The organism is Pseudomonas sp. P4_B4, from assembly GCF_056402255.1.
In genome coordinates this window covers 273064-299528 of the sequence record NZ_JBFUHS010000003.1, presented here as the reverse complement: position 1 = coordinate 299528, position 26465 = coordinate 273064, and the positions used below count along the sequence as shown (strand labels likewise).

Annotated in this window: 21 protein-coding genes and 1 pseudogene; 1 reads left to right on the top strand and 21 read right to left on the bottom strand. The window is 60.2% G+C overall.

Annotation, left to right across the window (positions count from 1 at the left end):
• Nucleotides 1-34: 34 nt before the first annotated feature.
• From AC1DVE_RS05795 to AC1DVE_RS05750, 10 genes and pseudogenes are all read right to left on the bottom strand, one after another.
• Nucleotides 35-385 carry a copper-binding protein gene (locus AC1DVE_RS05795; RefSeq protein WP_223456022.1) on the bottom strand — a complete coding sequence of 117 codons (351 nt, stop codon included), beginning with the start codon at nucleotides 383-385 and terminating at the stop codon, nucleotides 35-37.
• Nucleotides 382-3540: an efflux RND transporter permease subunit gene (locus tag AC1DVE_RS05790; protein WP_477783829.1), complete on the bottom strand. Its 3159-nt coding sequence runs from the start codon at nucleotides 3538-3540 to the stop codon at nucleotides 382-384. The genes AC1DVE_RS05795 and AC1DVE_RS05790 overlap by 4 nt, the downstream gene beginning before the upstream one ends.
• Nucleotides 3537-5021, bottom strand: coding sequence for an efflux RND transporter periplasmic adaptor subunit (locus AC1DVE_RS05785; RefSeq protein ID WP_477783828.1), 1485 nt, complete (start codon nucleotides 5019-5021; stop codon nucleotides 3537-3539). Before AC1DVE_RS05785 ends, AC1DVE_RS05790 begins: the two co-directional genes overlap by 4 nt.
• Complete coding sequence (locus AC1DVE_RS05780; RefSeq protein WP_477783827.1) at nucleotides 5018-6274, bottom strand: TolC family protein; 1257 nt, start codon at nucleotides 6272-6274, stop codon at nucleotides 5018-5020. Before AC1DVE_RS05780 ends, AC1DVE_RS05785 begins: the two co-directional genes overlap by 4 nt.
• A 99-nt stretch (nucleotides 6275-6373) precedes the next feature.
• Nucleotides 6374-6715, bottom strand: a complete 342-nt coding sequence (locus AC1DVE_RS05775; RefSeq protein WP_223456026.1) for a hypothetical protein — start codon at nucleotides 6713-6715, stop codon at nucleotides 6374-6376.
• Between the two features lie 434 nt (nucleotides 6716-7149).
• Nucleotides 7150-7542 (bottom strand): YkvA family protein, encoded by a 393-nt coding sequence (locus tag AC1DVE_RS05770; RefSeq protein ID WP_223456027.1) that lies wholly within the window; start codon nucleotides 7540-7542, stop codon nucleotides 7150-7152.
• A gap of 108 nt (nucleotides 7543-7650) precedes the next feature.
• A complete protein-coding gene (locus AC1DVE_RS05765) occupies nucleotides 7651-8859 on the bottom strand; it encodes a sensor histidine kinase (RefSeq protein ID WP_223533326.1) in 1209 nt (402 codons plus the stop codon).
• A 16-nt stretch (nucleotides 8860-8875) separates the two neighbouring features.
• Complete coding sequence (locus AC1DVE_RS05760; RefSeq protein WP_223456029.1) at nucleotides 8876-9568, bottom strand: response regulator transcription factor; 693 nt, start codon at nucleotides 9566-9568, stop codon at nucleotides 8876-8878.
• A gap of 115 nt (nucleotides 9569-9683) precedes the next feature.
• On the bottom strand, nucleotides 9684-10217 hold the full coding sequence (gene rloA3 / locus AC1DVE_RS05755; RefSeq protein ID WP_477783826.1) for a retropepsin-like aspartic peptidase RloA3: 534 nt from the start codon (nucleotides 10215-10217) through the stop codon (nucleotides 9684-9686).
• A 168-nt stretch (nucleotides 10218-10385) separates the two neighbouring features.
• Nucleotides 10386-10561: pseudogene (locus AC1DVE_RS05750) on the bottom strand (SAM-dependent methyltransferase); the annotation flags it as partial.
• Nucleotides 10562-10865: 304 nt separating this feature from the next.
• Here AC1DVE_RS05750 and AC1DVE_RS05745 point away from each other — a divergent pair.
• Nucleotides 10866-11498 carry a dihydrofolate reductase family protein gene (locus AC1DVE_RS05745; protein ID WP_477783825.1) on the top strand — a complete coding sequence of 211 codons (633 nt, stop codon included), beginning with the start codon at nucleotides 10866-10868 and terminating at the stop codon, nucleotides 11496-11498.
• Nucleotides 11499-11517: 19 nt separating this feature from the next.
• Here AC1DVE_RS05745 and AC1DVE_RS05740 read toward each other — a convergent pair whose 3' ends face one another.
• The 11 genes from AC1DVE_RS05740 to AC1DVE_RS05690 form a co-directional block, all read right to left on the bottom strand.
• Complete coding sequence (locus AC1DVE_RS05740) at nucleotides 11518-12660, bottom strand: acyl-CoA dehydrogenase family protein (protein WP_223456032.1); 1143 nt, start codon at nucleotides 12658-12660, stop codon at nucleotides 11518-11520.
• Nucleotides 12661-12672: 12 nt separating this feature from the next.
• A complete protein-coding gene (locus AC1DVE_RS05735) occupies nucleotides 12673-13866 on the bottom strand; it encodes an acyl-CoA dehydrogenase family protein (protein ID WP_223536531.1) in 1194 nt (397 codons plus the stop codon).
• Between the two features lie 55 nt (nucleotides 13867-13921).
• Nucleotides 13922-15004 (bottom strand): Zn-dependent alcohol dehydrogenase, encoded by a 1083-nt coding sequence (locus tag AC1DVE_RS05730; RefSeq protein WP_046040422.1) that lies wholly within the window; start codon nucleotides 15002-15004, stop codon nucleotides 13922-13924.
• 28 nt (nucleotides 15005-15032) lie between these two features.
• The gene (locus AC1DVE_RS05725) at nucleotides 15033-16463 is read right to left on the bottom strand and encodes a coniferyl aldehyde dehydrogenase (RefSeq protein WP_223456071.1); all 1431 of its coding nucleotides are present in this window, start codon (nucleotides 16461-16463) and stop codon (nucleotides 15033-15035) included.
• A gap of 53 nt (nucleotides 16464-16516) precedes the next feature.
• Nucleotides 16517-18727, bottom strand: a complete 2211-nt coding sequence (locus tag AC1DVE_RS05720; protein ID WP_223456034.1) for a helix-turn-helix transcriptional regulator — start codon at nucleotides 18725-18727, stop codon at nucleotides 16517-16519.
• A 138-nt stretch (nucleotides 18728-18865) separates the two neighbouring features.
• On the bottom strand, nucleotides 18866-20233 hold the full coding sequence (locus tag AC1DVE_RS05715; protein ID WP_223456035.1) for a DUF1329 domain-containing protein: 1368 nt from the start codon (nucleotides 20231-20233) through the stop codon (nucleotides 18866-18868).
• 26 nt (nucleotides 20234-20259) lie between these two features.
• On the bottom strand, nucleotides 20260-22092 hold the full coding sequence (locus AC1DVE_RS05710) for a DUF1302 domain-containing protein (protein WP_223533323.1): 1833 nt from the start codon (nucleotides 22090-22092) through the stop codon (nucleotides 20260-20262).
• Nucleotides 22093-22259: 167 nt separating this feature from the next.
• Nucleotides 22260-23048, bottom strand: a complete 789-nt coding sequence (locus AC1DVE_RS05705; protein WP_223456037.1) for a crotonase/enoyl-CoA hydratase family protein — start codon at nucleotides 23046-23048, stop codon at nucleotides 22260-22262.
• 9 nt (nucleotides 23049-23057) lie between these two features.
• Entirely contained in the window at nucleotides 23058-24059 is a 1002-nt protein-coding gene (locus AC1DVE_RS05700) for an acyl-CoA dehydrogenase family protein (protein ID WP_223456038.1), read from the bottom strand.
• A gap of 24 nt (nucleotides 24060-24083) precedes the next feature.
• On the bottom strand, nucleotides 24084-25241 hold the full coding sequence (locus tag AC1DVE_RS05695) for an acyl-CoA dehydrogenase family protein (RefSeq protein ID WP_223456039.1): 1158 nt from the start codon (nucleotides 25239-25241) through the stop codon (nucleotides 24084-24086).
• A complete protein-coding gene (locus AC1DVE_RS05690) occupies nucleotides 25238-26446 on the bottom strand; it encodes a lipid-transfer protein (protein ID WP_223533322.1) in 1209 nt (402 codons plus the stop codon). Before AC1DVE_RS05690 ends, AC1DVE_RS05695 begins: the two co-directional genes overlap by 4 nt.
• Between the last annotated feature and the right edge of the window lie 19 nt (nucleotides 26447-26465).

Genomic DNA, 26465 nt, shown 5'->3' with positions numbered 1-26465 from the left:
GACAAAGCGTGCCGGCCACTTCCATCACCGGTACTTACTTTTTAATGGACACAATCGTTGCTTTTCCACCCTCAACTCGGAAAGAAAACGATACACGGTCTCCAAGCGTCAGCCCTGACAGCTGATCTTCCGTCACTGAAAAGGCCATAGTCATCGGCGGCCATTGCACGGCGGGAACAGCGCCATGGGCGAGGGTCACCGTATGCTTCGCAGGATCGATAGCCTTGATCGTACCCTCGGCACTGGCGGCTGGAACTTGCTTCGACTCCTGCTTCATTTCCATGCCTTCCATACCGTCCATTTTCATGCCCGGCATGTCCTCTGCCAGGGCAGAAAAAGACAGCGTAACTACGGTGCTGGCAACTGCAATCAGGGTCAGTTTCATACGATTTTTCCTTGAGGGGTGGTGAGTACAACCCGGAGGTGACGGCGGCGCATCAGGCGATACGCTGCCGGAATGACAAACAGGGACAGCAAGGGTGCCGTGATCATGCCGCCAACCATGGGCGCGGCGATGCGGCTCATGACTTCGCTGCCGGTGCCGCTGCCCAACAGGATGGGTAACAGACCGGCGATGATCACGGCCACGGTCATGGCCTTGGGTCGAACGCGCTGCACGGCGCCTTCACGAATGGCCGCAACCAGCCCGTGCTCAGTGCTGTCGCCGAGGTCTTCACGTTCGGCCCAGGCGTTCTTCAGGTACAACAACATGATCACGCCAAATTCCGCAGACACCCCTGCCAAGGCGATAAAACCGACCCCGGTGGCGACTGACAGGTTGAATCCCAACAGATAGAGGAACCATGCCCCGCCAGTCAGTGCGAACGGCAGCGTGGCCATGATCAGCAAGGCCTCGTCGAAGCGGGCAAAAGTCAGGTAGAGCAGCACGAAGATGATCAACAGCGTGGCCGGCACCACCAGCTTGAGTCGAGCGTTGGCTCTTTCGAGAAATTCGAACTGTCCCGAGTAGCTCAGGCTCATGCCGGGCTGCAACTTGACCTGATCGCTGACGACCCGGCGCAGATCGGCGACCACCGAGGCAATGTCCCGGCCACGCACGTCGATGTATACCCAACCAGAGGGCCGTGCATTCTCGCTCTTGAGCATTGGCGGACCGTCCGTGATTCTGATCTTCGCCACGGTGCCAAGGGTGATCTGGCTTCCTGACGAGGTGTAGATGGGCAATTGCTCCAGGGCACCTGGCGAGTCGCGCCACTCACGTGGATAACGTACGTTGATCGGGAAGCGTGCGAGCCCTTCTATCGTCTCCCCTACATTTTCACCCCCTATGGCGCCAGCCACGATGGACTGCACATCGGCGATATTCAGCCCATAGCGGGCGGCAGCCTTGCGGTCGATATCCACATCGATATAGCGACCACCGGTCAGGCGCTCGGCCAAAGCCGAACTGACACCGGGCACGTCTTTGGCCACTCGCTCGACCGCTTGGGTGACCGCATCAATTTCCGTCAGGTTGGTACCGGCAACTTTCACACCGATGGGACTCTTGATGCCCGTTGCCAGCATATCGATACGATTACGAATCGGCGGTATCCAGATGTTGGTCAGACCGGGCACTCGCACCACACGGTCCAGTTCCTCCACCAATTTTTCCTGGGTCATGCCCGGACGCCATTGCTCATGTGGTTTGAACTGGATCGTGGTTTCGAACATTTCCAGAGGCGCCGGATCTGTCGCGGTTTCAGCGCGACCGGCCTTACCGAAAACGTGTTCAACTTCTGGCACGGTCTTGATCAGGCGGTCAGTCTGTTGCAGCAGTTGCGCGGCTTTCTGCGCAGACAATCCTGGCAGAGCTGAAGGCATATAGAGCAGGTCGCCCTCGTCCAACGGCGGGAGAAACTCGCCACCCAAGCGCGACAATGGCCATAACGCACTGACAAAAACCAATAGCGCCACCAGCAGAGTGATCTTTGGTCGACGCAAGACCGCGTCCAGAGCCGGCTGATAGATCCGGATCAACCACCGGTTCAACGGGTTCTGTTGTTCACTGGGAATTCGCCCCCGAATCCAGTAGCCCATCAGCACTGGCACCAGGGTCACTGACAACCCCGCCGCTGCGGCCATGGCGTAGGTCTTGGTGAAAGCCAAAGGGCCGAACAGTCGCCCCTCTTGCGCTTCCAGGGTGAACACCGGAATGAACGACAGGGTGATGATCAACAGGCAGAAGAACAGCGCTGGTCCCACTTCCGCCGCGGCTTCGGTCATCACATGCCAATGATGTTCACCCTTCAGTTCCTCTCCAGGATTGGCCACGTGCCACGCTTCAATCTTCTTGTGGGCGTTCTCGATCATCACCACGGCGGCATCGACCATGGCGCCGATGGCGATGGCGATCCCGCCCAAGGACATGATGTTGGCGTTGATGCCTTGGTAGCGCATGACGATGAAGGCAATCAGCACCCCCACCGGCAGCGAAATGATCGCCACCAGCGATGAGCGCAAGTGCCAGAGAAAGATCCCGCAGACCAACGCGACAACGATGAATTCTTCGATCAGTTTGTGGCTGAGGTTTTCCACCGCGCGATCGATCAGCTTGCTGCGATCGTAAGTGGTGACGATTTCCACCCCGGCCGGCAAACTGCTTTTCAGCTCGTCGAGTTTGGTCTTGACCGCTGCAATGGTCTGGCGAGCATTCTTGCCGCTGCGCAAAATCACCACGCCACCGACCGTCTCGCCTTCGCCGTCGAGTTCGGCGATGCCACGGCGCATTTCCGGTCCCGACTGGATCGTGGCGACATCGCCAAGGGTCACCGGAACACCACCCGCACCCAATTTGAGTGGAATTGCCCGAAAGTCATTGAGTGTCTTCAAGTAACCGGAAGCCCGCACGATGAACTCGGTCTCAGCCATCTCCAGCACCGCGCCCCCGGTTTCCTGATTGGCCTTGCCGATAGCCTCGGTCACCTCAGCCTGAGTGATACCGAGGCTGGCCAGTTTCAGCGGATCCAGCTGCACCTGGTACTGCTTGACCATGCCACCCACCGTGGCCACTTCCGCAACGTTGGGCAGCGTCTTGAGTTCAAACTTGAGAAACCAGTCCTGAAGTGCGCGAAGCTGCGCCAAATCGTGTCCGCCGCTGCGATCCACCAGTGCGTACTGGTAGATCCATCCCACCCCCGTCGCATCGGGTCCCAACGCTGGCTTGGCGCTGGCCGGCAACCGACTCTGCACCTGGCTCAGGTACTCCAACACCCGCGAGCGGGCCCAGTACAAGTCAGTGCCGTCTTCAAACAGCACGTAGACAAAGCTGTCACCGAAGAAGGAGTAACCACGCACGGTCTTGGCGCCCGGCACCGAGAGCATGGTGGTGGCCAACGGATAGGTCACCTGATTCTCGACAATCTGCGGCGCTTGTCCTGCATAAGGGGTGCGGATAATCACCTGCACATCGGAGAGGTCTGGCAGCGCATCGATGGGCGTGCTCTGCACCGACCAAATGCCCCAAGCGGTGACGAACAGTGTCGCCAGCAATACGAGAAAGCGATTGGCCACCGACCAACGAATCAGGGCAGCAATCATGGCTGACTCCCCGATTTGTCCAGACGCTCGACACGCAAGCCATCGTCGGTCTGGCTCACCGCGACCCGAACCTTGTCACCCGCTTTAAGGCCTTGCATCAGCGCCGGGTTGGCGAGTGGGAACGTCATCGTCATGCCAGGCATGCCCAGCGTCTTGAAGGGACCATGAGCGAGCGTGACTTCTTTATCGTCGATCTCGACGATCTGCCCGTCAGCCTCATGCAAACTGGCGGCTGCTCCACTGGGTGGCGACTCTTGCTCCGTGCGAGCAACAATGCCCTTGAGACTGGCCTCCGAGTCGAGGAGGAACTGGCCAGACGTAACCACCTTCTGGCCTTCTTCCAGGCCTTTCAAAATCGCCGTCTTGCCATCGCTTTCCTGCCCGGGCTGCACCTCCACCGGGCGGTAGCGGCCGGCGTCTTCGGCGAGCATCACCAAGGCACGTCGGCCAGTGCGAATCACCGCTTCGCTCGGCACCCACAACACACTTTGCTCAGTTGCACGGTTCAGGCGGACCTGCGCCGTCAAACCTGGTCTCAAGCGCCCGTCCGGATTGGGTAGCTCGACACGTACGCGAAGGGTGCGACTGTCCGGATTGGTTTCAGGCAAAATCGCGCTGACCTTGCCACTGAGCGTTGCCCCTGGAAAGGCTGGCAAGCGCGCTTCGACGGCCTGCCCCACGGTGATAGCTCCGGCATCCGATTCCGGAACGGCCACGGCGAGCCAGACACTGCTCAAGCCAATGACACGCGCCAGAGTCTCGCCAGCCGACACGGTCATACCCGCACGTACGTTCAACTCTTGCAGCACGCCGCTGATGGGGCTGGTGAGGGTCAGGTTCGGCTGGACTTTGCCACTGCGCTCTACCTGGATGATCAGCGCAGCCGGCATCCCTGTGAGCCTCAGTCGCTGGCGGGCCGCAGCCAACAGGTCAGCATCACCGTTGCGCTTGAGTGCAAGGAACTCTGTCTGGGCGGCCGCCCACTCCGGCACCAGGATATCCGCCAATGCCGCGTTGGCTTTGAGCACATCACCGGGTGCATGGGCATAGACCCGCTCCACAAAGCCCGCTGTACGAGCCTGAATCACCGCGACATCCCGTTCGTTGAACGCCAGGACACCTGTCACGTCGAGGTTGGACTCAAAGACGCCACGAGTGACAGTCGCAAAACGCAGACCAAGATTCTGGGTCAGACTCGGATCGATACTGACGGTCGCACGATCCCCGACGCCCCCGGCGTACTGGGGGACAAGTTGCATGTCCATAAAGGGGGACTTACCCGGTTTATCGAACTTTTGCTGCGGGTACATGGGGTCGTACCAATACAGAGCCTTGCGTTCATCCGGTGAATTGGGGCTCTGCTGCGGGGCGGTACTGGGTACTCCGCTCATGCGCTGGGGAGCCAGCCAGTAACCACCGGCAACACCCAATGCCAGCGAGAGGCCAACCAGCCATGCCCCGTTCCATTTTGTAAGGTTCATTGGCCGGACTCCCCATAAGCAAAAAACAGACGCGCACTGGTCAGCGCTCGCTGCTCTTCCACGTCGATCTGTTTGAGGCGGGCTTCGATGAGTTCACGTCGGGCGGTAACAACGGCGTTTAAATCGCCTTTGCCGGCACGGTAGCTGGCCATGCTGAGTTCGACCTTTTCCCTGGCCAGCGGCAGCAGGCTTTCCTGGTTGCGGCTTACCGCACGATTCAGGCGCTCATAGTCAGCCAGTTCGTTTTCCAGTTGCTGACTGTGCTCGCGTGACAGGGCTTCGCGCTCAGCCTCAAGCTGACTGACTTCAGCCTGTTTGGCTGCGATTTTCGGGTTTTGCCGGGAGTCAGGAAACAGCGGCAAGTCCCAGGAAAACTGCACGCTGACCATATCGCCAAACTCACGGCCACGGTGCTGGTAATCCAGTTCCCAGCTCCAGTCCGACTGTTTCTCCGACATGGCTTCACGAACCTTGGCTTGCGCTTCGCGGGTCATCGGCGCAAACGCTGCCAACTCGGGGTGGTGTTGCAGTTTATGGGCGTAGCTTGAGGAATCGACAGGCCACTGCGGCAAGCTGCCCACAGGCTTGTCGTTGGCGGCGGAGCCAATCCAGCGTTTGAGGGCCGCTCGGGCCTGCGCTCTCTGGAGAACCAGATCGTCCTGCTGCTCCGCCAGTTGAGCCGCTTCTTGCTTGGGCGTCACCGCATCGGCGGGTTGAGCGCGGCCACCGGCAATCTGGGCCCGGACGGTATCGGTCAGCAGGCGGTTTTCTTTGTAGAAGTCCTGGAACAGCGCATCTTTGCGCTCAACCGAGTAGCTACTGATCCAGGCCAACGCCGTGGACTGGCGTACCTTCTGGCGTTCGACCCGACGCTCTGCCGCAGCTCGATCAACGGCCGCATCGGCGACCTCAATGCGCGCTTTGCGCTTGTCGCTGTTGGGCATATCTTGCCTGACCCCGACCATTTGCATGGTCATGAAGTCCTGGTCGATGCTCCAGCGATCCGGGCCGCCGATGGGGTAGTTCTGCACACCTGCCAGCAACTTGGGGTCAGGTAATTCACCCGCTGGAATAGCCGCACTGCTGGCAGCCTGAATTTTAGCGTCTTGTGYGGTCAGCGACGGTGCATTGTTTTCAGCCAGCCGCAACGCTTCATCGAGTGTCAATGCGGCAGCGAAGCCAGGCAATGCCAGTACGCTTGCCGCCAGACCGGCCACGAGGGACCAACCTGTGCAATAGCACTTGGAGTTCATGTTTACGATTCCTGTGATCATCCACTGCACGCGTCAAAAGACATGCGCGCAGCCAGTCCATCCCGCTAATGCGGAATGAGGCTCAATGTGGGACAGGAATCAAACGCGAGGCGGTCGCCATACCCCGGACGGGGTTTGTACGGGCAGGGAATCACTGAAGAAGGAAACCACTACGGGGCTGAACACGGTTACAGGAGGCTTGAGGATCGAGACTTGCAGCATGCCACCCGTCTTGCATTCCTGGCCTGGCTTGCAGGGTTTGCCATGCTCTGTCGGGCTTTTCATGTCGTTGCAGCAGTCCATCCCCATGTCGTCCATCATCACCATGCCCATCGTCTTCATCGGGCACGGTTCTGTCGGTGCCTGGACGCCCGCCATCCCGCTGAGAGGAAGCGCCAGGCTAATCACGAAAATGAGGCAAAACCGCAGATAGCGTTTCATGGGCCGGAGTGTAGTCGCTGAAAATTGCTCTTACAATTGGATGCTTGCTCTCAGCAGCCTGCCGAAGGCCCTGATTCAGGCGATATCACCGTATCTGAATTAAGCCAGCATTATCGCCAACATATGATTTACGCAGCATTGAGCGTGCAGGCGACTGGTTGAATCCACAGCCAGACATTGGAATCTGTCCATGTAACCGCTTCAACGCACGATACCGAGAAAATCTTTTGGCGTCCTTGCTCCAATGGCGAGAGTCCATCCACGCCGGCTCCCAGGTTTTCGCATGATTGACCTTGGTTTGTCGACCCTGCCCACACCTTTGCCGTCAAGCCTCGCTGCGCTGGTACGGATAGGCCCCAAGCCTCGTAGTTCTTCCTGTACCAAGCTCAAACCCAAATCGAAGGAGGCGCCGTACATAGTGAAAATCCGACTACTCAGGGGTGAGTGAATACAAACCACGAGCCTGCCAACGCCGCTACCCAGACCAAAACGATGAGCACTGCAGCGACCCTGTTCACCGGGCGCTTCACTTGGCCTTTCTCCCACTCATTTGCCTTGAGTTGGCATTCGCCTAACACCTTGGTTGGCATCAGCCGAATTGCTAGCAGAATGCCGAGAGGCAAAATGATGACGTCGTCCAGGTAGCCCAATACCGGGATGAAATCTGGAATGAGGTCTATGGGGCTCAGTGCGTAGGCCACCACAAAAATCGCAATCCATTTTGGTAGCCACGGCGTTTCAGGGTGCTGGTAACAGAACCATAACACCATGGTTTGTCGTTTCAGTCCTTTTGCCCACCGACGCAGATGTTCAAGGAGGTCTTTCATCTCGGCACCTTTGGGGAAATCCTGGAAAAGGTCATTGCTGGAACTCTTTGATGGCCAACCGTGAATGGAGAGGTGTTTCAGGCTCCGAATCGGCAGGCTGTTGGCAAACTACGCGCGGTTGAAGAACAGCAATGTGAAACGGCTACCACCGTTCGGGCTGGGGTCATGCCGAACACTCCACCCAAGATGTTCTGTCACACGCTTGACGATAGACAGGCCTAGACCCGAACCGCTGATGAAGTCATCGTCTCCTCTGACGAATCGATCAAACAGCCGGGCACGTACGGCTTCAGGTAAACCCGCGCCACTGTCCTCGACCACAATCCCCGATGAGTTCAAGCAAATGCTGATGACGCCTTGCTCTGTGTGCTGGCAAGCGTTACGCAGCAAGTTACTCACCGCGATGGTGACCAGTTCAGGAATGGCCAATGCTAAAACATCGTCGGTGCAATGAAAGTCGAGCGTCAGGGCTTTTCCTCGGAGCAGAGGCTGACAGCGCTCCAGTTCACGCTCGATCAAGGTCCGCAAGTTGATCAAAACAAGGTCGCTGACCTCCGGTACCCGGGCCAACTGCAATAAGGCCCCGACCTGCTGGGCAGTTTCCGAAGCGTTACGTCGAATACGCTCAGTCATGCCCAGAAGTTCCGGACGATCCTGCAAGCGACTGGTGAGCACTTCCGCTGCGCCGAGCATGATCGTCAAGGGCGTGCGCAGTTCATGACTGACGTCGGCGGTGAACCAACGTTCACGTTGTAAGGCATGGCTCAACTGGTTGGTTCGATCATCAATTGCCCGTGCCAATACACCAATTTCGTCCGTAGCATCGAGGCCGGGCAGCCTGCCTGTCGAGTGTTTGTTCTGAACCGATTGAGCCAGTTTGGTCAATGGCAGGATTACCCGGTTTGCACTGGCTCTGCCGATCAAGATGGCTAAGCCGATGCCGCCCAGAAACGCAATACCCAGGGTGATGTAGGAAGAGGATTCGATAGACTCAAAGTCGCTTTGGTCATCCACGACAGCATAGCGCTCGCCACCTGCCTCACCGATCAGTACGTGCAGTCCCCGTCCGTTCAATTTCATTTCGTGAGTGCCAAACGCTAATTTTTGAAAAGGCTGTGGAATCGACGTGCCCTTAAAAAAGCTGAGATCGAGTGTTTGTGACTGCACGGCATGGTATGAATCAGCAGCCCAAAGATCGGCTGCACGCGCAAGTCGGGTATCGATGAGTTCCTTCTCGATTTTCGCTACTACGTAGAAAGTCGCACCGGAAAAAAAGCCAACGATAATGACCGCCAGCAGTACATAGGCTGCAATCATGCGCCCGCGTAACGATTCACTCTGAAACATCATGGTCAACCAGTCGATAGCCTATTCCGGAAACAGTAAGCAGCATTGGCGCAGACTCAGGGAAGGATTTGTCGATTGCCTGCCTGAGGGCGTGGATATGGCTTCGCAAGGCATCGCTGAGCGGGGGATCATCTTTCCAAAGCTCTTGCTCAAGCTCTTCACGGGTTACCAGGCTTGGCGCCACGCGTAGCAGTGCCGCCAATATCTTGTACCCGAAAGGTGTCAACTCGATCCGCTGTCCTGCGCGACGAGCTTCAAAAATTCCGCAATCAAATTCCAACTCACCAAAACGTAGTACTTGATCCGTTCTCAAGGCACTCGCTCGCCGCATCAACGCATGAAGCCGTGCTTCCAACTCAATCAGCGAGTACGGCTTGACCAGGTAATCATCGGCGCCTGCCTGCAACCCCTTTACCTTGTCATGAACCGTGTCCCGCGCAGTAAGCATCAAAACCGGCGTATTACAGTGCAGCTCATCGCGTAAGCGGCGACACACCTCTACCCCGTCCAAGCCCGGCAGCATCCCATCCAGGATGATCACGTCGAAACGTTGTTCGGTCGCCCGAGCCAGCCCAGCCAGCCCCGTGCGGGCATTGTCGAGTTCATGGCCAAGGGGCTCAAAATACTCGTAGAGGTTGGCCACGATGTCCGGGTTGTCTTCAATAATCAAAATTCGCATGGCTGACTCATTAACATCGCGCGTACCCGGTCATCTGCGAACCGATATGTCCGCCAAAGTGAAAGCCGATTGCGCCGTTTTTCAGCTTTAGCCCGGCTTGGACGGCCATCAATGCCTACTTGATGGCTGTTTCTTTATCGCACTTCGGTTCCCTGGTGAAAGTGTGAGAAACGTCTACCAGACCCACATTCTCCAGCGTTCTTCGTCCAATGAGCACGGGGTAATTCATCTTGCCCCGATTCTTCAACGAGAACTGTTCGTTATAGATCTGATGGCCAATACAGATCTTCATCAGGACCACTGGTCGATGTTCGGCACCACCGGCACCTCGGATTTTCACGTTCCGCTCAATCTTCCGCTCGAACGGTGCAGTAACCAGCTTGCCAGTTTCGCTGTCTTTTACCTCAACATTAAAACGGACCCATTTTTCGCCATTTTTCTGGAATGGCTCCAAGTCCTTGGCGTCCAGTGAGGAGGTCAATGCCCCGGTATCAAGCTTGATCTTCACTGAAATATTTTCAGGCATCAACACACCTTCTTCGATCCAGCCAAAGACCTTCGGCGAGTTTTGAGTCGCGCAGAATGCTGGCTGTAAAAGTGATAGTCCAAGAGCGGATGCTGCAAGCCATTTTGCCATCGAACGTGCCATGTGAAGCTCCTCCAGGAATCGAAGCCTCAGTCTGCACACCGCACCGTCAACAACCCGTTAACACGAATTTCCGGATTTTGAATCGCCCTGGATTTTGTAGACACATCCTGGGGCGGATGCAGCCCTCCACGACAGGCAGCAATTGCCTGTAGATTCAACCGGTCGCCTTCAACCCGTTTTACACGCCAGCCAGGCGCCCCGGAAAAGGCTGCTGAAGAAACGCGTGGCCTCTGCGAATCCGCAGTCATGCAACAACTTCTGGACCGCCGCCTCGGAATGCGGGGGATCGGCGCCTTGAGAATTTTTCCAGGCTTGATCTTCACTTCGTCCGGGCTGGCGTCATACCCTGCCAATGCAATACGACTCTGCTTTGCGTACTCGTTGGCCCGGGAGGTATTAAACTTTTCAGCGGTGTGGGCAGAGGATGATTTCAAGGCGACTCTCCATGTCCTCAAATCAAACTACGCCACACAAACCGATAATAAAAATTCATTAATTTTATGCAATGCATTCCCACAAGGAATAAAAACCGCGCATTTTGTTGTCGATTTCCCAGCGTCTGGTTCGACTATCTTTCAGGGAACGCTCTCAAGGAATCGCACACTTCCCTGCCTAACCGCTTGAACCAGGATCAACCAGGAGAACAGCATGCGCACACTGACCGTTGCCGCGTTCGTGAGTCTGGACGGCGTCATGCAGGCGCCCGGCGGGCCTGAAGAGGATTCCAGTGGCGGATTCCGCTTCGGTGGCTGGATCGTGCCCTACGCCGACAAAACCACCGGTCAGGCCGTACAGGACCTGTTCTCACAGCCTTTCGAGTTGCTGCTGGGACGTCGTACCTACGACATCTTCGCCGCCTATTGGCCGCACATTCAGGCCGACGCACCCCATCACACCATCGCTGACCTGTTCAACGCCGCCCCCAAGCACGTGGCCACCCATCACGCCGATTCGCTGGCCTGGCACAACAGTCATGCGCTGGAGGGCAACCTGGTCGACGCGATCAGCGCGCTCAAACGCCAGGACGGTCCTCAGCTACTGACCCAAGGCAGCGGCGACCTGGTGCGCCAACTGCTTGCCGCCGGCCTGGTGGACGAGTTACGGCTGATGATTCATCCCATCCTGCTGGGGTGCGGCAAGCGCTTGTTCGACGACAACGCACAAGCATCGGCCTTCACCCTGGTGAATTCGATCAGCTCCCCCGGAGGGGTGCTGATCGCCCGCTACACCCGCAGCGGCGAGGTGCGCACAGGTTCGTTCGAAGGTGTCAGGCAGCGATAGCCACCACCCCCGCGACGCCTCACGCCACCGGCATCAACTTCGCGTAAGCCTGCAAATGGTGATCGTCGTCGCCGAATTGGCGCGCCACCATCAGCAAATGCTTGGCATGGTGCGACAGCATGTATTCCCAGGTCAGGCCGATACCGCCGTGCAACTGGATGCTTTGGTCCGCGACAAAACGGCTGGCGCGGCTGACGATGAACTTGGCCGCTGCCAGGATGCGGCTGCGCTCGTCACTGTCGGCCTGATCGGCCACGCAGGCGGCGAGCAGGGTTATCGAGGTGGCCTGGTCCAGTTCGATGCGCATATCCACCATGCGGTGTTGCAGCACCTGGAACTTGCCGATGGGCTGACCGAACTGCTGGCGGGTTTTCAGGAAATCGAGGGTCAACGCGCACGCCGCTTCCATGCTGCCAACAGCCTCAGCGCATTGCGCGGCGATGCAACGACCTTGCTGATAACGCAGCGCTGGCAAGGCCTGCCCCACTTCGCCGAGTACCGCACTGCTTTTGACGAACACGTCCTCAAGGTACAGCTCGCAGGCCATCCGCCCATCCAGTGTGTCAAAGTCGCGTCGACTGACGCCGTTGTCTTGCGGGTCGACCAGGAACAGTGTGATGCCCTTCTCGTCCCGAACACCGCCGCTGGTGCGCGCCGACACCAGAATCAGCCCGGCGCTTTGGCCACCGATAATCACCGACTTGCGGCCACTAAGTTTCCAGCCGCCGCTGACTGGCTCGGCGATGGTCTGAACGTCGTGCAACTGGTAGTGACTCTGCGGCTCATCGAGGGCCACGGCCAGTTGCAGGCTGGCGCTGCCGACTTGCGGCAACAGCGTGTCTTTCTGGGCTGCGCAGCCCAACTGCTCGACCAGGCCGCCGGCGAAAATCACCGAGTGCAGGTAAGGCTCCAGGCACAGCCCCCGGCCCAGTTCGGTCATGATCAGCATGTTCTCCACACCGCTGCCACCATAGCCGCCATAGGCTTCGGCAAAGGGCACGGCGCACAGTCCGAGTTCACCCAGTTGCTGCATGAACGGGCCGCTGAATCCCTGCCTGCTTTGGCGGTATTGCTCGCGATGCTCAAAACCGTAAACGTCACGCACCAGGCGCGCGGCGGTTTCCTGCAGCATCAGCTGCTCTTCTGTCAGTTTGAAATCCATGGTCGTGGCGCCTTAGAGTTCGAGGATCATTTTCGCGATGATGTTCTTCTGGATTTCATTGGCGCCGCCATAGATCGAGGCCTTGCGCGCATCCAGGTACTGGTAGGTGGCCGCGCTGCTGTAGTCGGTGTAGAGCAACGGTTCGCTGCCATAACCGAGCTCATCCTCGATGAACGGCAATGCATAGGGACCCACGGCCTTGCTGATCAGGTAGGTGATGGCCTGCCGAATCTCGGTGCCCTTGATCTTCAGGAACGAGCTTTCGGCACCGGGTACATCGCCGTTTTGTGTCGCCGCCAATGTGCGCAGGTTGCTCATTTCGGCTGCCATCAATTGCATGTCGACTTCGGCGATCTGCGCGCGGAACAATGGATCTTCGATCAGCGGCCGTCCGTCACGGACTTCCTGGCCGGCAATGCGCTTGAGCCGGGTGAGCAATGCCTTGTTCTGCGCGATCCCGCCGATGCTGGTGCGTTCGTGGGTCAGCAAGTACTTGGCGCAGGTCCAGCCCTCATTCTCTTGCCCCACCAGATTCGCCACCGGCACCCGCACGTTGTCGAAGAACACCTCGTTGACTTCATGTTCGCCGTCCAGGGTGATGATCGGCCGCACCGTGATGCCCGGGGTCTTCATATCGATCAGCAGGAACGAAATGCCCCGTTGCTGACGAGCCTCGGGGTCGGTGCGCACCAGGCAGAACATCCAGTCGGCAAAGTGCGCCAAGGTGGTCCAGGTCTTCTGGCCATTGACCACGTAGTGATCGCCCTCGCGCACCGCGCGGGTTTTCAACGACGACAAATCAGAACCGGCACCCGGCTCGGAGTAGCCCTGGCACCACCAGTCCTCACAGGAAAGAATCCGGGGAAGGAAGTGTGCTTTTTGCTCGGTAGTGCCGAACTTGATGATCACTGGCGCGACCATTTTCAGGCCGAACGACACCACCTTCGGTGCGCCCGCGGCAAAGCATTCCTCGTCGAAAATATGCTTCTGCACCGCGTTCCAGCCGGTGCCGCCGAACTCGACGGGCCACCCCGGCGCGAGCCAGCCCTGGCGGTCGAGAATCTGCATCCATTGCACTTGATGCGTTTTGCTCAGGCGTTTGCCCAACGAAATTCGCTCGGACAGTTCGCCAGGCAAATTGTCGCGCAAGAAGGCCCGGACTTCCTGGCGAAAGGCCTGTTCCTGCACCGTGAATTCAATGTCCATCCATCCACTCCAAAAGCATTGGGGCTTACCCGCTCCCACAGGGGAACTGCGGTGTTTATTCGAAAACGATCACAGAGCGCGCCAGCTCACCGCGACGCAGTTCATCGAACGCCTCGTTGATCTGGTCCAGGCGGATGCGCTGGGAAATCATCTCGTCGAGCTTGAGCTTGCCGGACATGTAGAAATCCACCAGGCGCGGCATGTCGACCGGGAAGCGGTTGGAGCCCATCAGCGAACCCTGAATGCGCCGTTCGTGGAGCAATTGCAGCGGGTCGAGTTCGATCTTCAGGCCCGGCTTGAGCATGCCGATCACCGTGGCGGTACCGCCACGGGCCAACATGGCGAACGCCTGCTCGGCGGTCTGCTTGAGGCCGATGCATTCGAACGCGTGGTGCACACCGCCACGGGTCAGCTCCATCACCTGCTTGGCGGCATCACCGTCGCGGCCGTTGATCACATCGGTGGCGCCGAACTGCCTGGCCAGCTCCAGCTTCGAGTCGAGCATGTCGATGGCGATGATCCGCCCTGCCCCGGCCAGCGCCGCGCCGTTGATCGCGGCCAGGCCGATACCGCCGCAACCGATCACGGCCACGGTTTCGCCCGGCCGCACCTTGGCGGTGTTGAACACCGCGCCGGTACCGGTGGTGACCGCGCAACCGAGCAAGGCGGCGCGGTCCAGCGGCATGTCGCGGCGGATCGCCACACAGGCGTTTTCGTGCACCAGCATCTGCTCGGCGAACCCGGACAGGTTGACGAATTGCGGCATCGGTTTGTGCACGTAGGTCAGGCGCGGCTCTTCGTCCTTGCCACGTTTGGTTTCCGGCGACACGCAGCGCGCCAGATGGCCGGTCACGCAATGATCGCAGTGGCCACAGAACACAGTCAGGCAGGTGACCACATGATCGCCGGGCTTGACCGAACGCACTTCGGAGCCGACCTGCTCAACCACACCGGCGGCTTCATGCCCCAACACCATCGGGCCGGGATAGGGAAACGAGCCGTCGATGACGTGCAGGTCCGAGTGGCACACACCCACCGCTTTAGTGCGGATCAACACTTCGCGCGGACCCGGTTTGCTGATGCCCACCTCTTCGATGACCAGCGGGGCTCCAACCTGATGGAATACGGCAGCTTTCATGGCAGTTCTCTCAACAATGATGTGGGGTTCAGACCGGGTTGGCCGCTGTACGCAAGACGGCCTTGGCGTGGCTGAAAGTGCGGAAACCGTCGATGCCGTGGTAGGCACCCATGCCGCTCTGGCCGACGCCGCCGAATGGCAAACCTTCGGTGCTGGCGTGGCTCATCACGCCATTGAGGGTCACGCCACCGGAACAGGTGCGGCTGAGTACCTGGGCCTCTTCGGCGGCATCGTTACCGAAGTAGTACAAGGCCAGCGGACGCGGCCGCGCGTTGATCTGGGCGATGACCTCGCTGAGGGTTTCGTAGGGTTTGATTGGCAGCAACGGGCCGAAGATTTCGTCCTGCATGACCTGCAAATCGTCACCGGGGTTGCGCAGCAGCGTCGGCACGATCTTGTTCAGTGTCGATTGGCTGAAATCTTCAGCACCGGCGTTCAGTTCGATCAGCTCGACACCGGCGGCGCGGGCCTCGCTCAGGTAACCCTGCAAGCGTTCGAAATGCCGGGCGTTGATGATCGAGGTGTAGTCGGGGTTGTCCCTGAGCGTCGGGAAGAACTTCGCCACCACGGCTTTCGCCACGCCGATGAAGGCGTCCACCGACTCTTGCGGGACAAACACGTAGTCCGGCGCCACGCACAACTGGCCGGCGTTGAGCAGCTTGCCGATCACGACCTTGGCCACCGCATCGTTGAAGTCCGCCGAGCGCGAGATGATCGTCGGCGACTTGCCGCCCAGCTCCAGGGTCACCGGCACCAGGTTCTCCGCCGCGGCGCGCAACACGTGTTTGCCGATGCTAGTGGCACCGGTGAACAGCAGATGGTCGAACGGCTGGCCGCAGAACGCCTGGCCGACCTGCGCGCCGCCCAGAACCACCGCTACTTCATCTTCGGAGTACACCGAACGAATCAGACGGGCGATCAATGCCGAGGTGTGCGGATTGAATTCCGACGGTTTGATCATCACCCGGTTGCCCGCTGCCAACGCGCCGGCAAGCCCGCTGAACACCATGTAGCCGGGCACGTTCCAGGCGGTGACGATGCCGACCACGCCGAGCGGCTGGTATTGCACCCAGGCTTCACCGGCCCGGGCCTGGCGCTGTTCCGGGCGCATCCATTGCGCCAGTTCGGCTTTGGTCTGCTTGAGCGTGGCCAGTGGCGACAGCACTTCACTGCCCTTGGAGAAACCGGGGCTGCGATGGCCGAAATCGGCGGTCAGGGCGTCGATGATTTCCTGCTCATGATTGACCAGCAAACCGATCGCCCGGTCGAGCAACTCGCTGCGTTCTTCAAGGGTATAGGGTTCGCGGGCCTGGAAAGCCGCGCGTTGTTTTTCCAGGATCGTGCGGATGTCACAGCTCGTCGAACTCTCGATGGCGCTCATCACTACCTCTCTTGTTTTTGTCAGGACGCGGCCACGGTCGGGCTGCAATGCACAGGGTCTGGCTGCATGGTTGATCATCGCCGGCGCGGCGCCGCCACCCGGATCAGGTGGGTGGCGCAACGACGATGGATTCAAGCGAGGATGCCCATGGCCTTGGCGCTGTTGATGGCCTGGGTGCGACGGCACGCGCCGAGCTTGACGTTGATGTTCTTGGCGTGGGTTTTCACGGTGTTTTCCGAGATGAACAAGCGGCTGCCCACCTCACGTACCGACATGCCTTCGGCCAGCAACTTGAGCACCGAGACCTCGCGGGGCGTCAGGTCATCCTGGTAATCCGCCACGCCGGTCAGGCGAACCGGCGAAACCTTGTCGTCGTTGGCCGGTTGCTCGCGGGCGGCGATCCGGGCTTTCTGCCGTGCGATCGGCCCTTGGTAACATGCAGCGTGGATCTTGCCCCAATGCATGCGCCGCTCGGCTTCGTACAAGTGCCAGCAGGCCTTTTCCGGGTCATGGCTGCGCGAAGCGATTTCCGACAACAGCAGGTAGGCGTTGAGCACAAAGGGGGCGCAGCAGTCGCGGACCTGCAACAGCCCTGCCTGCACCACCACTTCGGCTTCGTGGGTATGGCCCTGTTGCAACAGCAACTCGCCTTGCGTGAACAGCAGCCGCCCGAGCAGCGGGTAAGGTTGCGCGCCCTTCACGGTCAGTCGGTTGAGCTCGCTTCGCACCAGCGATTGCGCCTGCCCCCATTGCCCCTGAAGCATCAGCAGGCGCGCCCGGTCGACGTTGACCAGCACTTCCGACTCATGACTGCCCTGGCGCCGGGCCAGCTCCAGTGAGTGATCCAGCAGCGACTGGGCCTCGACAAGGTCGCCGCCCTCCATCGCGATCCGCGCCAGGATGCAATGACACAGCAACACCGACAGCCAATCCTCCGCCGTCAGCTCGTCAAGGGCCGCCCGACAATGCAGGCGCGCCGAATCGGCATGGCCGCGCAATGCCTGCAAGGTGCCGTACAGCGCCTGCCAGTTCGCCAGCAGGCGCTGATTGCGCCGGGTATCGGGCAACGGCAGAAAGTGCCCGAGCCGCGCCAGGCAATCGGCGGCTTCGTCCAGCCGCCCACTGAACAACAGCGCCTTGGCACACAGGTAAATCAGGCGCGGGCTGCTGTGCAGCAACTGCGGTTCGATGCGCTCACGCCAGTCCATCAGCTTGCTCAGATGCCGTTCGCCGAGGATCCAGCTCAGCCACAAGCGCTCCATGTAATTGGCGGCCACCTCGGGCTGATCAGCGCACAACGCCTGCTCCACCGCCTCATCGACATGCCCCAGCACGCTGAGCAACTGACAAGCCCGCAGGCGCAGCCGATTCAACGGTGCTGCGCTCAACTGGTTTTGCAGGGCCTGTGCCACGGCGGGCAGCAGGCGATACCAACCGGGCTGTTGCTCGACCGGGAACAGAAATGCCCGGCAATCCAGCAGGCTGTGAAATACCCGGGCGCCCTGCTGGCCTTCCCATAACTGCTCGCAGAAGTCCGCGCTGAATCGGGACAAATGCGCGAGCCCACACAGGACCTCGCGCTGTTCCTGGCTCAGCCGCAACAACAGTTCGCGCTCAAGGTATTGGCCGAGCAAGGGTGACGACCGTACCTGCTCCAGAGAAAGCGACAGGCGAATACCGGCGCACCACCCGCCTGTCTCATGCCAGAGTTTTTCTCTGGCCGGTGCATCGGTGTGCGGCGCCAGGGCATCGATCAGCGATTCGAACTCATCGGGGCGCAGGGCCAGTTGCCCGGCGCCCAGCTCCTGCAACTGGCCGGTCAGCATCAAGCGCGGCAGATTCCAGTCCGGGCGCTGGCGGCAGGTGACCAACACGTGCAGTAGCGGGTTTTTGAGGGACAGGAGTTGGTCGAACCAGTGGTTCAGGTCTGTGGGCATATCGACGGGAAGATCGTCGAATACCAGGTGGATTGGGGCTACCTCAAGGGCCTCATCGCGAGCAGGCTCGCTCCTACAGTTAACCGCGTTCCCCTGTAGGAGCGAGCCTGCTCGCGATAGCAATAGCTCAGGCACCACAGCTCTTGAATCGAGAAACGCCAATACCGCATCCGGCGCAGTATCAGCCGCCAACCCCAATTCACCCGCCAATCCTGAAATGAAGTGCTCCAGCGTCTGCGGCTGTGCGCCCAAAGACATCCAGACCACTTGCCCCGGCGGGGCAATGCCTTGCAAATACTGCTGCAACAATGACGTCTTGCCATATCCGGCAGGCGCGCAAAGCAGTTGCAAGCGGCACTGTTTGCCCTCAAGTGCATCGATCAGATGCGGCCGTGGCACAAACATGGCGGACCTCGCTGATGGGAAGTGGACTCCATCATTGAACCGGACACCGGTTTGCGCGCCACCCGCATCAGGTGGGTGCAAGGCTCGCCATGCACAACGCCCTGCGAACAGGGCGTTGCTTGAGGCGGGAACGAACAGTCAGCGAATGCCGTCGTTGCGCAGCGCAGCCGGGGTGAAGTCGGTCATCTTCGCGGTCAGACCATAGGTGGTGGCATGCCTGGACTGGTTGGTCATGGCCAGCACGTTGTAGCGGCCGGCGATCAGGTCGTAGATGCCAAGCATCGCGAAGTTCGGCGCGCCACGCTCGTAATCGTTGATCGCATAACCTTCCGCCACCCGCCATAGCTGGCCACGACCGTCGTAGTGATCGACCTCGGCCAGTTGCCAGGTGTCCTCGTCAAAGTACATGTCACGCTTGGCATACACGTGACGCTGACCGGGCTTGAGCGTGGCCTGCACGTGCCAGACGCGGTGCAATTCGTAGCGCGTCAGGTCCTGGTTGATGTGCCCCGGCTTGATGATGTCGTCGTACTTGACCTTCGGCGACTGCAATTTGTAGTTGTTGTACGGGATGTACAGCTCCTGTTTGCCCACCAGTTTCCAGTCATAACGATCCGGTGCACCGTTCATCATGTCCGTGTTGTCGGCGGTGCGCATGCCGTCGGAGCCGTTGCCCGGGCCATCGTAAGCCACTTGCGGTGCCCGCCGTACGCGGCGCTGGCCGGCGTTGTAGACCCACGCCAGGCGCGGTTCCTTGACCTGGTCGATAGTCTCGTGGATCAGGATCACGCTGCCGGCCATGCGCGACGGCGCGGTGATTTCCTGCTTGTAGTAGTACAGGACGTTATCGGCCTGCCCCGCATCGACGCCTTCCATCAATTGCGGGAAGGCCAGTTTGTCTTCGTATTCGACGATGGAGTAAGAACCGTTGGTTTGCGGAGCCGCCTGGGCCGCTATACGTTCCATGTTGCCGCCGCGATAACGGTTGGTGTGGTTCCAGTAGATCTCCACGCCGTTCTTCGGAATCGGGAACGGGTAGTAGCGGGTCTGGGTGAAGTTCACCAGGCCGTTGCCATCGGGCGTCAGCTCGGTGGTCACCGCGCTCTTTTTCGCGATGTCATAGACGTTCTGCGGTGACGCCGCGGTGCGCTGGGTCTTGTACACCGGGATCTTGTAGCTGTCCGGATAGCGCTTGAACATCGCCAGCTGGCCCGGGGTCAGCTTGTCCTTGTACTGGTCGACGTTGGCTGCCGTGATCACGAACTGCGGTTTTTCACCGGCAAACGGATCGCCGAGAAAACCATTGTCGAGTGCCGCCGCACCGGGGTTGAGGCCCCCGATCCAGGCCGGAATGCTGCCGTTGACATTGCCCTCTTTCTGCGCCCCCAACGGCGTCAGCGTAGTCCCCAGTTGCGCCGCCTCCTGCGGAGAAACCGCGGCCATCACACCGCTGGCCAGCAACGACAGACTCAGTGCGCCAGCGCGCAGAATTAAACGTGCGTTCATGTTCAGTTTCCTCTGGCAGGGTTGCATCAGAAATTCACGCCGAAGCTCAGCGCGGCGTAGTCGCGGTCGACGTTGGTGTTGAAATCGCCACCAAAGTAGTTGGTGTAACTCAGACTGGCGGTGTAGGTGTTCTGGTAGTCGGCGTCGACACCGAGGCTCACGGCCTTGGAGCCTTCATCGAAGTTCGGGCCGAAACCCTGCACGTCGTGAGACCAGGCAAGGTTCGGCGACAGGTTGATACCGGCGATCACGTTCGGGTAATCGAGCTTGCCGCGCAGGCGATAACCCCAACTGCTGCTGGTGTAGAAGCCATCGTTGTTGCACTCCTGCGCCGGGTTGCTGGCGTTGGGCAGGCCCGCTGCGGTCCCACGGCAAGTGGCCGCCCCCGCTGCGCCCGGCAGTTCGCCGGAACCGAAGGCCGGGCTGCGACCGAAGCGCAGGTCCGTACCGTCCGCCTTGCCCAGGCCGTTGATCTTGTTGTAACCCACCTCGCCCACCAGGGTCAGGCGACTGGCGCCGAAGACCTGATCGAAGAACTGCGTGGCGGTCACCTGCGCCTGGGTCACCGGCATGCGCTTGTAGCCGTTGACCTCGGCCCCCAGAGTGCGTCCGGCGAAACCGGTGGTGATCAGCGGTGACGTTGCGCCGAAGGTCGCGGCGGACAACAGGTCAGCGGTGTTCAGCTGCAGCGGCATGTTTGGCCGGTAGCTGAGTTCGCCACCGAGCGATACGCCGGCGACGTTGGTCTGGAAGCTCAAGCCATACAGACGAATGTCTTCCGGATAATCGATGAAGTAACGCGCACTGCGCGCCGAGGCCACGCCACCGGCCGGGTTGCTCATCTGATTGATGCTCAGGAACGGGTTGCGACTGTGGTAGTTCATCGCGTAGGCACCGAACTCGGTGTCGTTGGCTTCCGGCACATACCAGCGCAGCGCCAGGCCATACTGGCCACCGTCGCGGGCATCGTTGTCCTTCAGGCGCGGGATGAACGCGTCGTCGGTGCCGGCAGCAATGGCAGCCAAACCGCCGGTGTTCTTCGCGACACCCGGTGGCAGGTCGAGACCGGCGATCACCAGGCGGTCATCACAACCTTGCGGCACACCGTCATTGCCGAAGAACGTGCCGCAGTTATCGACCACCGACTTGTCCCATTGCAGTTGGTAGAAACCTTCAGCGGTGATGTTGTCGGCCAGGCCCTGGGACACATAGAGCAGGTTGACCGGGATCAGGCCTTCTTTCACTTCGGCACCCGGGCGACGCAGCGCGGCGACGTCAATCGGGTTGATGCTGTTGATCGAGTTGCCGATGAAGGTACTCTCGCCCCAGCTCACCACTTGCTTGCCCAGGCGCACATTGCCGACCTGATCGCCAATCGAGTAGTTGTGGTAGACGAAGCTGTCGAGGAACATCGCGCCGGACGACTTGGCCGCGCGGTCACGTCCCGAGTCGTCGATGTCATAGAACGGACGGCTCTCGTCCATCAGCTCGAAGTCGTACCAGTATTTGCCGCGCACGAAGGCGCCGCTGTCGCCGTACTTGAGTTCCAGGTCATGCACGCCCTTGAAGATCTTCGAGAAGGTTTCACCCTTCTTGAAGTTCAGGCGGTTGTCGTCGGTGGTCCGGGACGCAGATTTGCCGCCGGTGACACCCTGGGAGTTGAAGTTGGAGATGAATTGCTTGTCTGGATCAGCTGCCGACCAGCTCGCGCCAATCGACAGCGACGAATCGAAACTGCCCTGAATTTCCCCGATATTGAAAGCCACAGCGTGAGCCTGATTGCTCGCACAAGTGGCAACCATCACAGCGACGGCCAGCAGACTCGGCTGGAAGACTCCGCGCATTGTTTTTGTTGTCATGCGGTTTCTCCGGTTAAGGATTAAGTGTTGGAGCGCCCATGCTAGCGGCGCTCCGTTGGGGGTCTCACACCCGAACGGGTGATTTGAAGCAGCGTTATTGATGGGGTTTTGTGCCGCGTAACAACCTGGTTTGAACGGCGCTCACCGTGCGTTACGCTCGGTGACACTCACCCGGTAAAAGTTGGTGCCCGCTTGTCGATAAACGCCGCCACGGCTTCGCGGTGGTCGGCGGTCTGGTGCGACAGCACCTGGAACGTCGCCGACATTTCCAGCAGCGTGTCGAGTCGGGTGTGCAAGGCCTCGCGCAACAAACGCTTGGCCAGGCGCACGGCGTGAGGTGGGTTGGCGGCAATCGACGCGGCGATGTCCCGCGCCGTATCCAGCAACTGCTCGGCGGGGACAACGCGGGACACCAGGTTCCATTGCTCGGCCTGGCGAGCGTCAATCATTTGTCCGGTCAGGGTCAGTTCGGTGGCGCGGGACAAACCGATGATGCGTGGCAACAACCAGGCACCGCCGTCGCCTGGAATGATCCCCAACTTGACGAAACTCTCGGCAAACTTCGCGTGCTCGGACGCCACGCGGATGTCACACATGCACGCCAGATCCAGCCCCGCACCAATGGCCGCGCCATTGACCGCGGCGATCACCGGTACTTCCAGATTGAACAACGCCAAGGGCAAGCGCTGAATGCCGGTGCGATATTCCTGACGCAATTGCATGCCCGACATCTGCGCGTAGCGATCCATGTCGCGCACGTTGCCACCGGAGCAGAACGCCGTACCGGCGCCGGTGATGATCACTGCACGCACACTGCTGTCGCGTTCGATTCGCTCAATGGCTTCGAGGAACTCCGGCACGGCGCTGTTGCCGGTCAGCGGGTTGCGTCGCTCGGGGTCATTCATTGTCAGGGTGACGACATGACCTTCCTGTTCGTATTTCAAAAACGCGCTCATGAATGATCCTCAGGCCGATGGGGACAGGGTGACGTGACGCACGAAATGGCTGGCGCAGGCATCCGGTTGTGCGAGAAACGCCTGGCCGACGATGCCGTTCCACCAGGTTTCCGAGCCGTCGCTGATGCGCCACTCGTGCAGGCGCCGGGTGAACAGTTGCAAGTCCAGTTCTTCGGTCACGCCGATGGCGCCGAACAGTGCGTGGGCGATGGCAGTGACTTGAGGCACAGCCATGCTGGTCCGCGCTTTGGCAATGGCCGTCGCCATCAGGTCCGGCACCTGCAAATCGCCGGCAAACGCCAGTTCAGCGGCGATGCGCGCGGCGGCCACTTGCTCGGCCATCACGCTGAGTTGATGCTGCACGGCCTGGAATTTGCCGATGGCCTTGCCGAACTGCACCCGGTCGTTGCAGTACTCCAGCGTCATGGCGAGAACCTGCTCCATGGCCCCGGCGATGGTGGCGGCGTGAATGGCGGCGTTGAACACACGTACTTCTTCGCCGTTATTGCCAATTGCGCTGCCGAGTGAATCCTGCGGCCAGTACAAGGTGGCGCATTGACTGCCGTGAACACCGGTGGACTCGCGGCGGGCGAGGCTGCAATCGAGCAGCAGCAACTCGCCTTCCAGGTTGACCAGGGCAAAATCAGCCAACAAACCAAACGCCACACGCGGCACACACAACAGGCCATCGGGCTGGCGACAGGCTGTGCCGGCCAGGGTCACCATGCCGGACGGTGGCGCGCTCGGGCAGTCACGTAGCAACGCACGGGCGGCAATGCTTTGCGCCGCCGGGACCGGCAGCGCGCAGCGACCGAAGGCGACAAAAATCGGCAGCAGTGCATTCAGCGCAAGTCCCGCTCCACCAGCGATTTCTGGCGTCAGCAATTCCAGAAAGCCGCTGTCTTCCAGGGCACTCCACAGCGTTGCGGCGCTGTCTCCGCCTTCCACAGCACGGACCAGTGCCGGCGTGCAAAAGTCGCTGAGGATCTTTTCAATGGCTTCAGTGAACATGAAGTTTTTCCTATTCGAGGTGCATCAGCGCAGGCCGAGGCCGCGGGCGATCATGCCGCGCAGGATTTCCCGGGTGCCGCCGCGCAACGAGAAAGTCGGCGCGACCTGGTTCAGGTAGGCGACCGTGCGGTACAGCTCCTCATCGACGGGTACATCCGGATGGGCACTGATCGCCGAGGCAATCGCTGACGGGATCGCCTGTTCGAATTCAGTGCCGATGTCCTTGACCAGTGCAGCTTCCACCACCGGGCTTTCGCCCCGGGCGAGCAACGCCGTCAGCGCCAGCGAGAGATTGCGCAGGCAGGTCAGCTGCGTGAGGAAACTGCCGAGCAACGCGGATTCCTGTGCAGTGGCGCCGTGACGGCGCAAGGTGTCGGCCCACAGATCGAGCAACACCACGCTGGAGTAGAAACGTTCCGGCCCGCTGCGCTCGAACGCGAGTTCGGCATTCACCTGCTTCCAGCCGCTGCCCTCCTCGCCCACCAACGCGTCTTCGCCAAGCAAGACGTCGTCGAAGGCGACTTCGGAGAAATGCGCGTCGCCCGCCAGGTCGACAATGGGACGCACGCTGATGCCTGGCTGCCTGAGGTCGATGATGAATTGCGACAGCCCATTGTGACGGTCCTCGGGCGAACCACTGGTGCGCACCAGAGCGATCATGTAGTCGGCGTGATGGGCATTGGTGGTCCAGATCTTGCGCCCGCTCAGACGCCAGCCTTCAGGGCAAAGGGTGGCGCGGCTGCGCACGCTGGCCAGGTCAGACCCCGAGTTCGGTTCGCTCATGCCGATGCAGAAAAACGCCTTGCCGGCGCAGATGCGCGGCAGGAAAAAATCCTTCTGCGCGTCGTTGCCGAATTTCAGGATCAACGGCCCGCTCTGGCGGTCGGCGATCCAGTGTGCCGCCACCGGAGCACCGGCCGACAGCAGCTCTTCGACCAGCACAAAGCGACTGAATGCATCCAGCCCGGCACCGCCATAAGCGGCCGGCAAGGTCAGGCCGACCCAGCCACGTTGCGCCAGTTGGCGACTGAAACCGGCGTCGAAACCGGTCCAGCTGCGGGCCCGCACATCCGCCGGGACGCTCGGCAGATGCTCGGCCAGAAATCCTTTGACCTCGGCACGAAAGGCCTCGGCGTGTGGCGGTAGAGCGGTCAGGCGAAAGGCGTCGAGCAAGCTGCTCACTGGGCACCTCCACTGACTTTGCCGTACAGCGTCACCACGCATGCACCGCCCAGCCCGAGGTTATGGGCCATGGCCAGACGTGCACCGTCGACCTGGCGTTGATCGGCGCTGCCGCGCAATTGTCGGGTCAGCTCGTAGCACTGCGCCAGGCCGGTGGCGCCCAACGGATGGCCCTTGGAAAGCAGGCCGCCGGACGGGTTGATGACGATCTGTCCGCCGTAGGTGTTGTCGCCGTCCATGACGAACTTCTCGGCCCCGCCCTCGGGGCAGAAACCCAGCGATTCGTAGCAGATCACTTCGTTCTGGGCGAAGCAGTCGTGCAGTTCGCAGACATCGATGTCCTGCGGGCCGACACCGGCCTTCTCGTAGACCTGGCCCACGGCGGCGTGGGTCATGTGGGTGCCGACCCAATCGAGCAGCGACGGCTGTTCGAAGTTGAAGGATTCCGGGGTGTCGGTGGTCATCGCCTGGGTGACGATTTCCACGTCGCGACGCAAGCCATGCTTTTTCGCAAAACGTTCGGACACCAGGATTGCCGCGGCACCACCGCAGGTTGGCGGGCAGGCCATCAGCCGCGTCATGACGCCTGGCAGAATCACCGGGTCGTTCATCACGTCTTCGACGCTGAGCACCTTGCGAAACAATGCGAGCGGGTTGTTGGCTGCATGACGGCTGGCCTTGGCGCGCACGGCGGCGAAGGTTTGCATTTTGGTGCCGTATTTGTGCATGTACTCGCGCCCGGCACCACCGAAGGTACGGATGGCCTGGGGCATGCCATCCATATCGGCGGTGAGACCGCGCAGGATCGGCAGGAAGCGCTCACGGGTTGGCGGGCGGTCGTCCCAGTGGGATTTCAATGCGCCGGCCTGCATCTGCTCGAAACCCACCGCCAATACGCAATCAGCCGAACCGGACTCGATGGCCTTGCGCGCCAGGAACAGCGCGGTGGAACCGGTGGAGCAGTTATTGTTGACGTTGACCACAGGAATCCCGGTCATGCCCACTTCGTACAGTACGGTCTGGCCGCAGGTGGAGTCGCCGTAGACATAACCGGCATACGCTTCTTGCACCAGTTTGTAGTCAATGCCCGCATCAGCCAGGGCCAGACGTACCGCTTCTGAACCCATCTGCACATAGGTCGGGCTGTCGCTGGGCTTGCGGAACGGGATCATGCCGACGCCGGCAACCAGTACTTTTTCGCTCATGGTGTCACCTGAAAATGAG

Bases quoted from the DNA above. Each gene is read 5' to 3' on its own strand.
- AC1DVE_RS05775 (WP_223456026.1), bottom strand. From the start codon at position 6,715: ATGAAACGCTATCTGCGGTTTTGCCTCATTTTCGTGATTAGCCTGGCG.
- AC1DVE_RS05745 (WP_477783825.1), top strand. From the start codon at position 10,866: ATGCGCACACTGACCGTTGCCGCGTTCGTGAGTCTGGACGGCGTCATG.
- AC1DVE_RS05760 (WP_223456029.1), bottom strand. From the start codon at position 9,568: ATGCGAATTTTGATTATTGAAGACAACCCGGACATCGTGGCCAACCTC.
- AC1DVE_RS05720 (WP_223456034.1), bottom strand. From the start codon at position 18,727: ATGTTTGTGCCACGGCCGCATCTGATCGATGCACTTGAGGGCAAACAG.
- AC1DVE_RS05725 (WP_223456071.1), bottom strand. From the start codon at position 16,463: ATGATCAACCATGCAGCCAGACCCTGTGCATTGCAGCCCGACCGTGGC.
- AC1DVE_RS05710 (WP_223533323.1), bottom strand. From the start codon at position 22,092: ATGACAACAAAAACAATGCGCGGAGTCTTCCAGCCGAGTCTGCTGGCC.
- AC1DVE_RS05740 (WP_223456032.1), bottom strand. From the start codon at position 12,660: ATGGATTTCAAACTGACAGAAGAGCAGCTGATGCTGCAGGAAACCGCC.
- AC1DVE_RS05705 (WP_223456037.1), bottom strand. From the start codon at position 23,048: ATGAGCGCGTTTTTGAAATACGAACAGGAAGGTCATGTCGTCACCCTG.
- AC1DVE_RS05765 (WP_223533326.1), bottom strand. From the start codon at position 8,859: ATGATTGCAGCCTATGTACTGCTGGCGGTCATTATCGTTGGCTTTTTT.
- AC1DVE_RS05790 (WP_477783829.1), bottom strand. From the start codon at position 3,540: ATGATTGCTGCCCTGATTCGTTGGTCGGTGGCCAATCGCTTTCTCGTA.
- AC1DVE_RS05700 (WP_223456038.1), bottom strand. From the start codon at position 24,059: ATGTTCACTGAAGCCATTGAAAAGATCCTCAGCGACTTTTGCACGCCG.
- AC1DVE_RS05795 (WP_223456022.1), bottom strand. From the start codon at position 385: ATGAAACTGACCCTGATTGCAGTTGCCAGCACCGTAGTTACGCTGTCT.
- AC1DVE_RS05785 (WP_477783828.1), bottom strand. From the start codon at position 5,021: ATGAACCTTACAAAATGGAACGGGGCATGGCTGGTTGGCCTCTCGCTG.
- AC1DVE_RS05735 (WP_223536531.1), bottom strand. From the start codon at position 13,866: ATGGACATTGAATTCACGGTGCAGGAACAGGCCTTTCGCCAGGAAGTC.
- AC1DVE_RS05690 (WP_223533322.1), bottom strand. From the start codon at position 26,446: ATGAGCGAAAAAGTACTGGTTGCCGGCGTCGGCATGATCCCGTTCCGC.
- rloA3 (WP_477783826.1), bottom strand. From the start codon at position 10,217: ATGGCACGTTCGATGGCAAAATGGCTTGCAGCATCCGCTCTTGGACTA.
- AC1DVE_RS05770 (WP_223456027.1), bottom strand. From the start codon at position 7,542: ATGAAAGACCTCCTTGAACATCTGCGTCGGTGGGCAAAAGGACTGAAA.
- AC1DVE_RS05715 (WP_223456035.1), bottom strand. From the start codon at position 20,233: ATGAACGCACGTTTAATTCTGCGCGCTGGCGCACTGAGTCTGTCGTTG.
- AC1DVE_RS05730 (WP_046040422.1), bottom strand. From the start codon at position 15,004: ATGAAAGCTGCCGTATTCCATCAGGTTGGAGCCCCGCTGGTCATCGAA.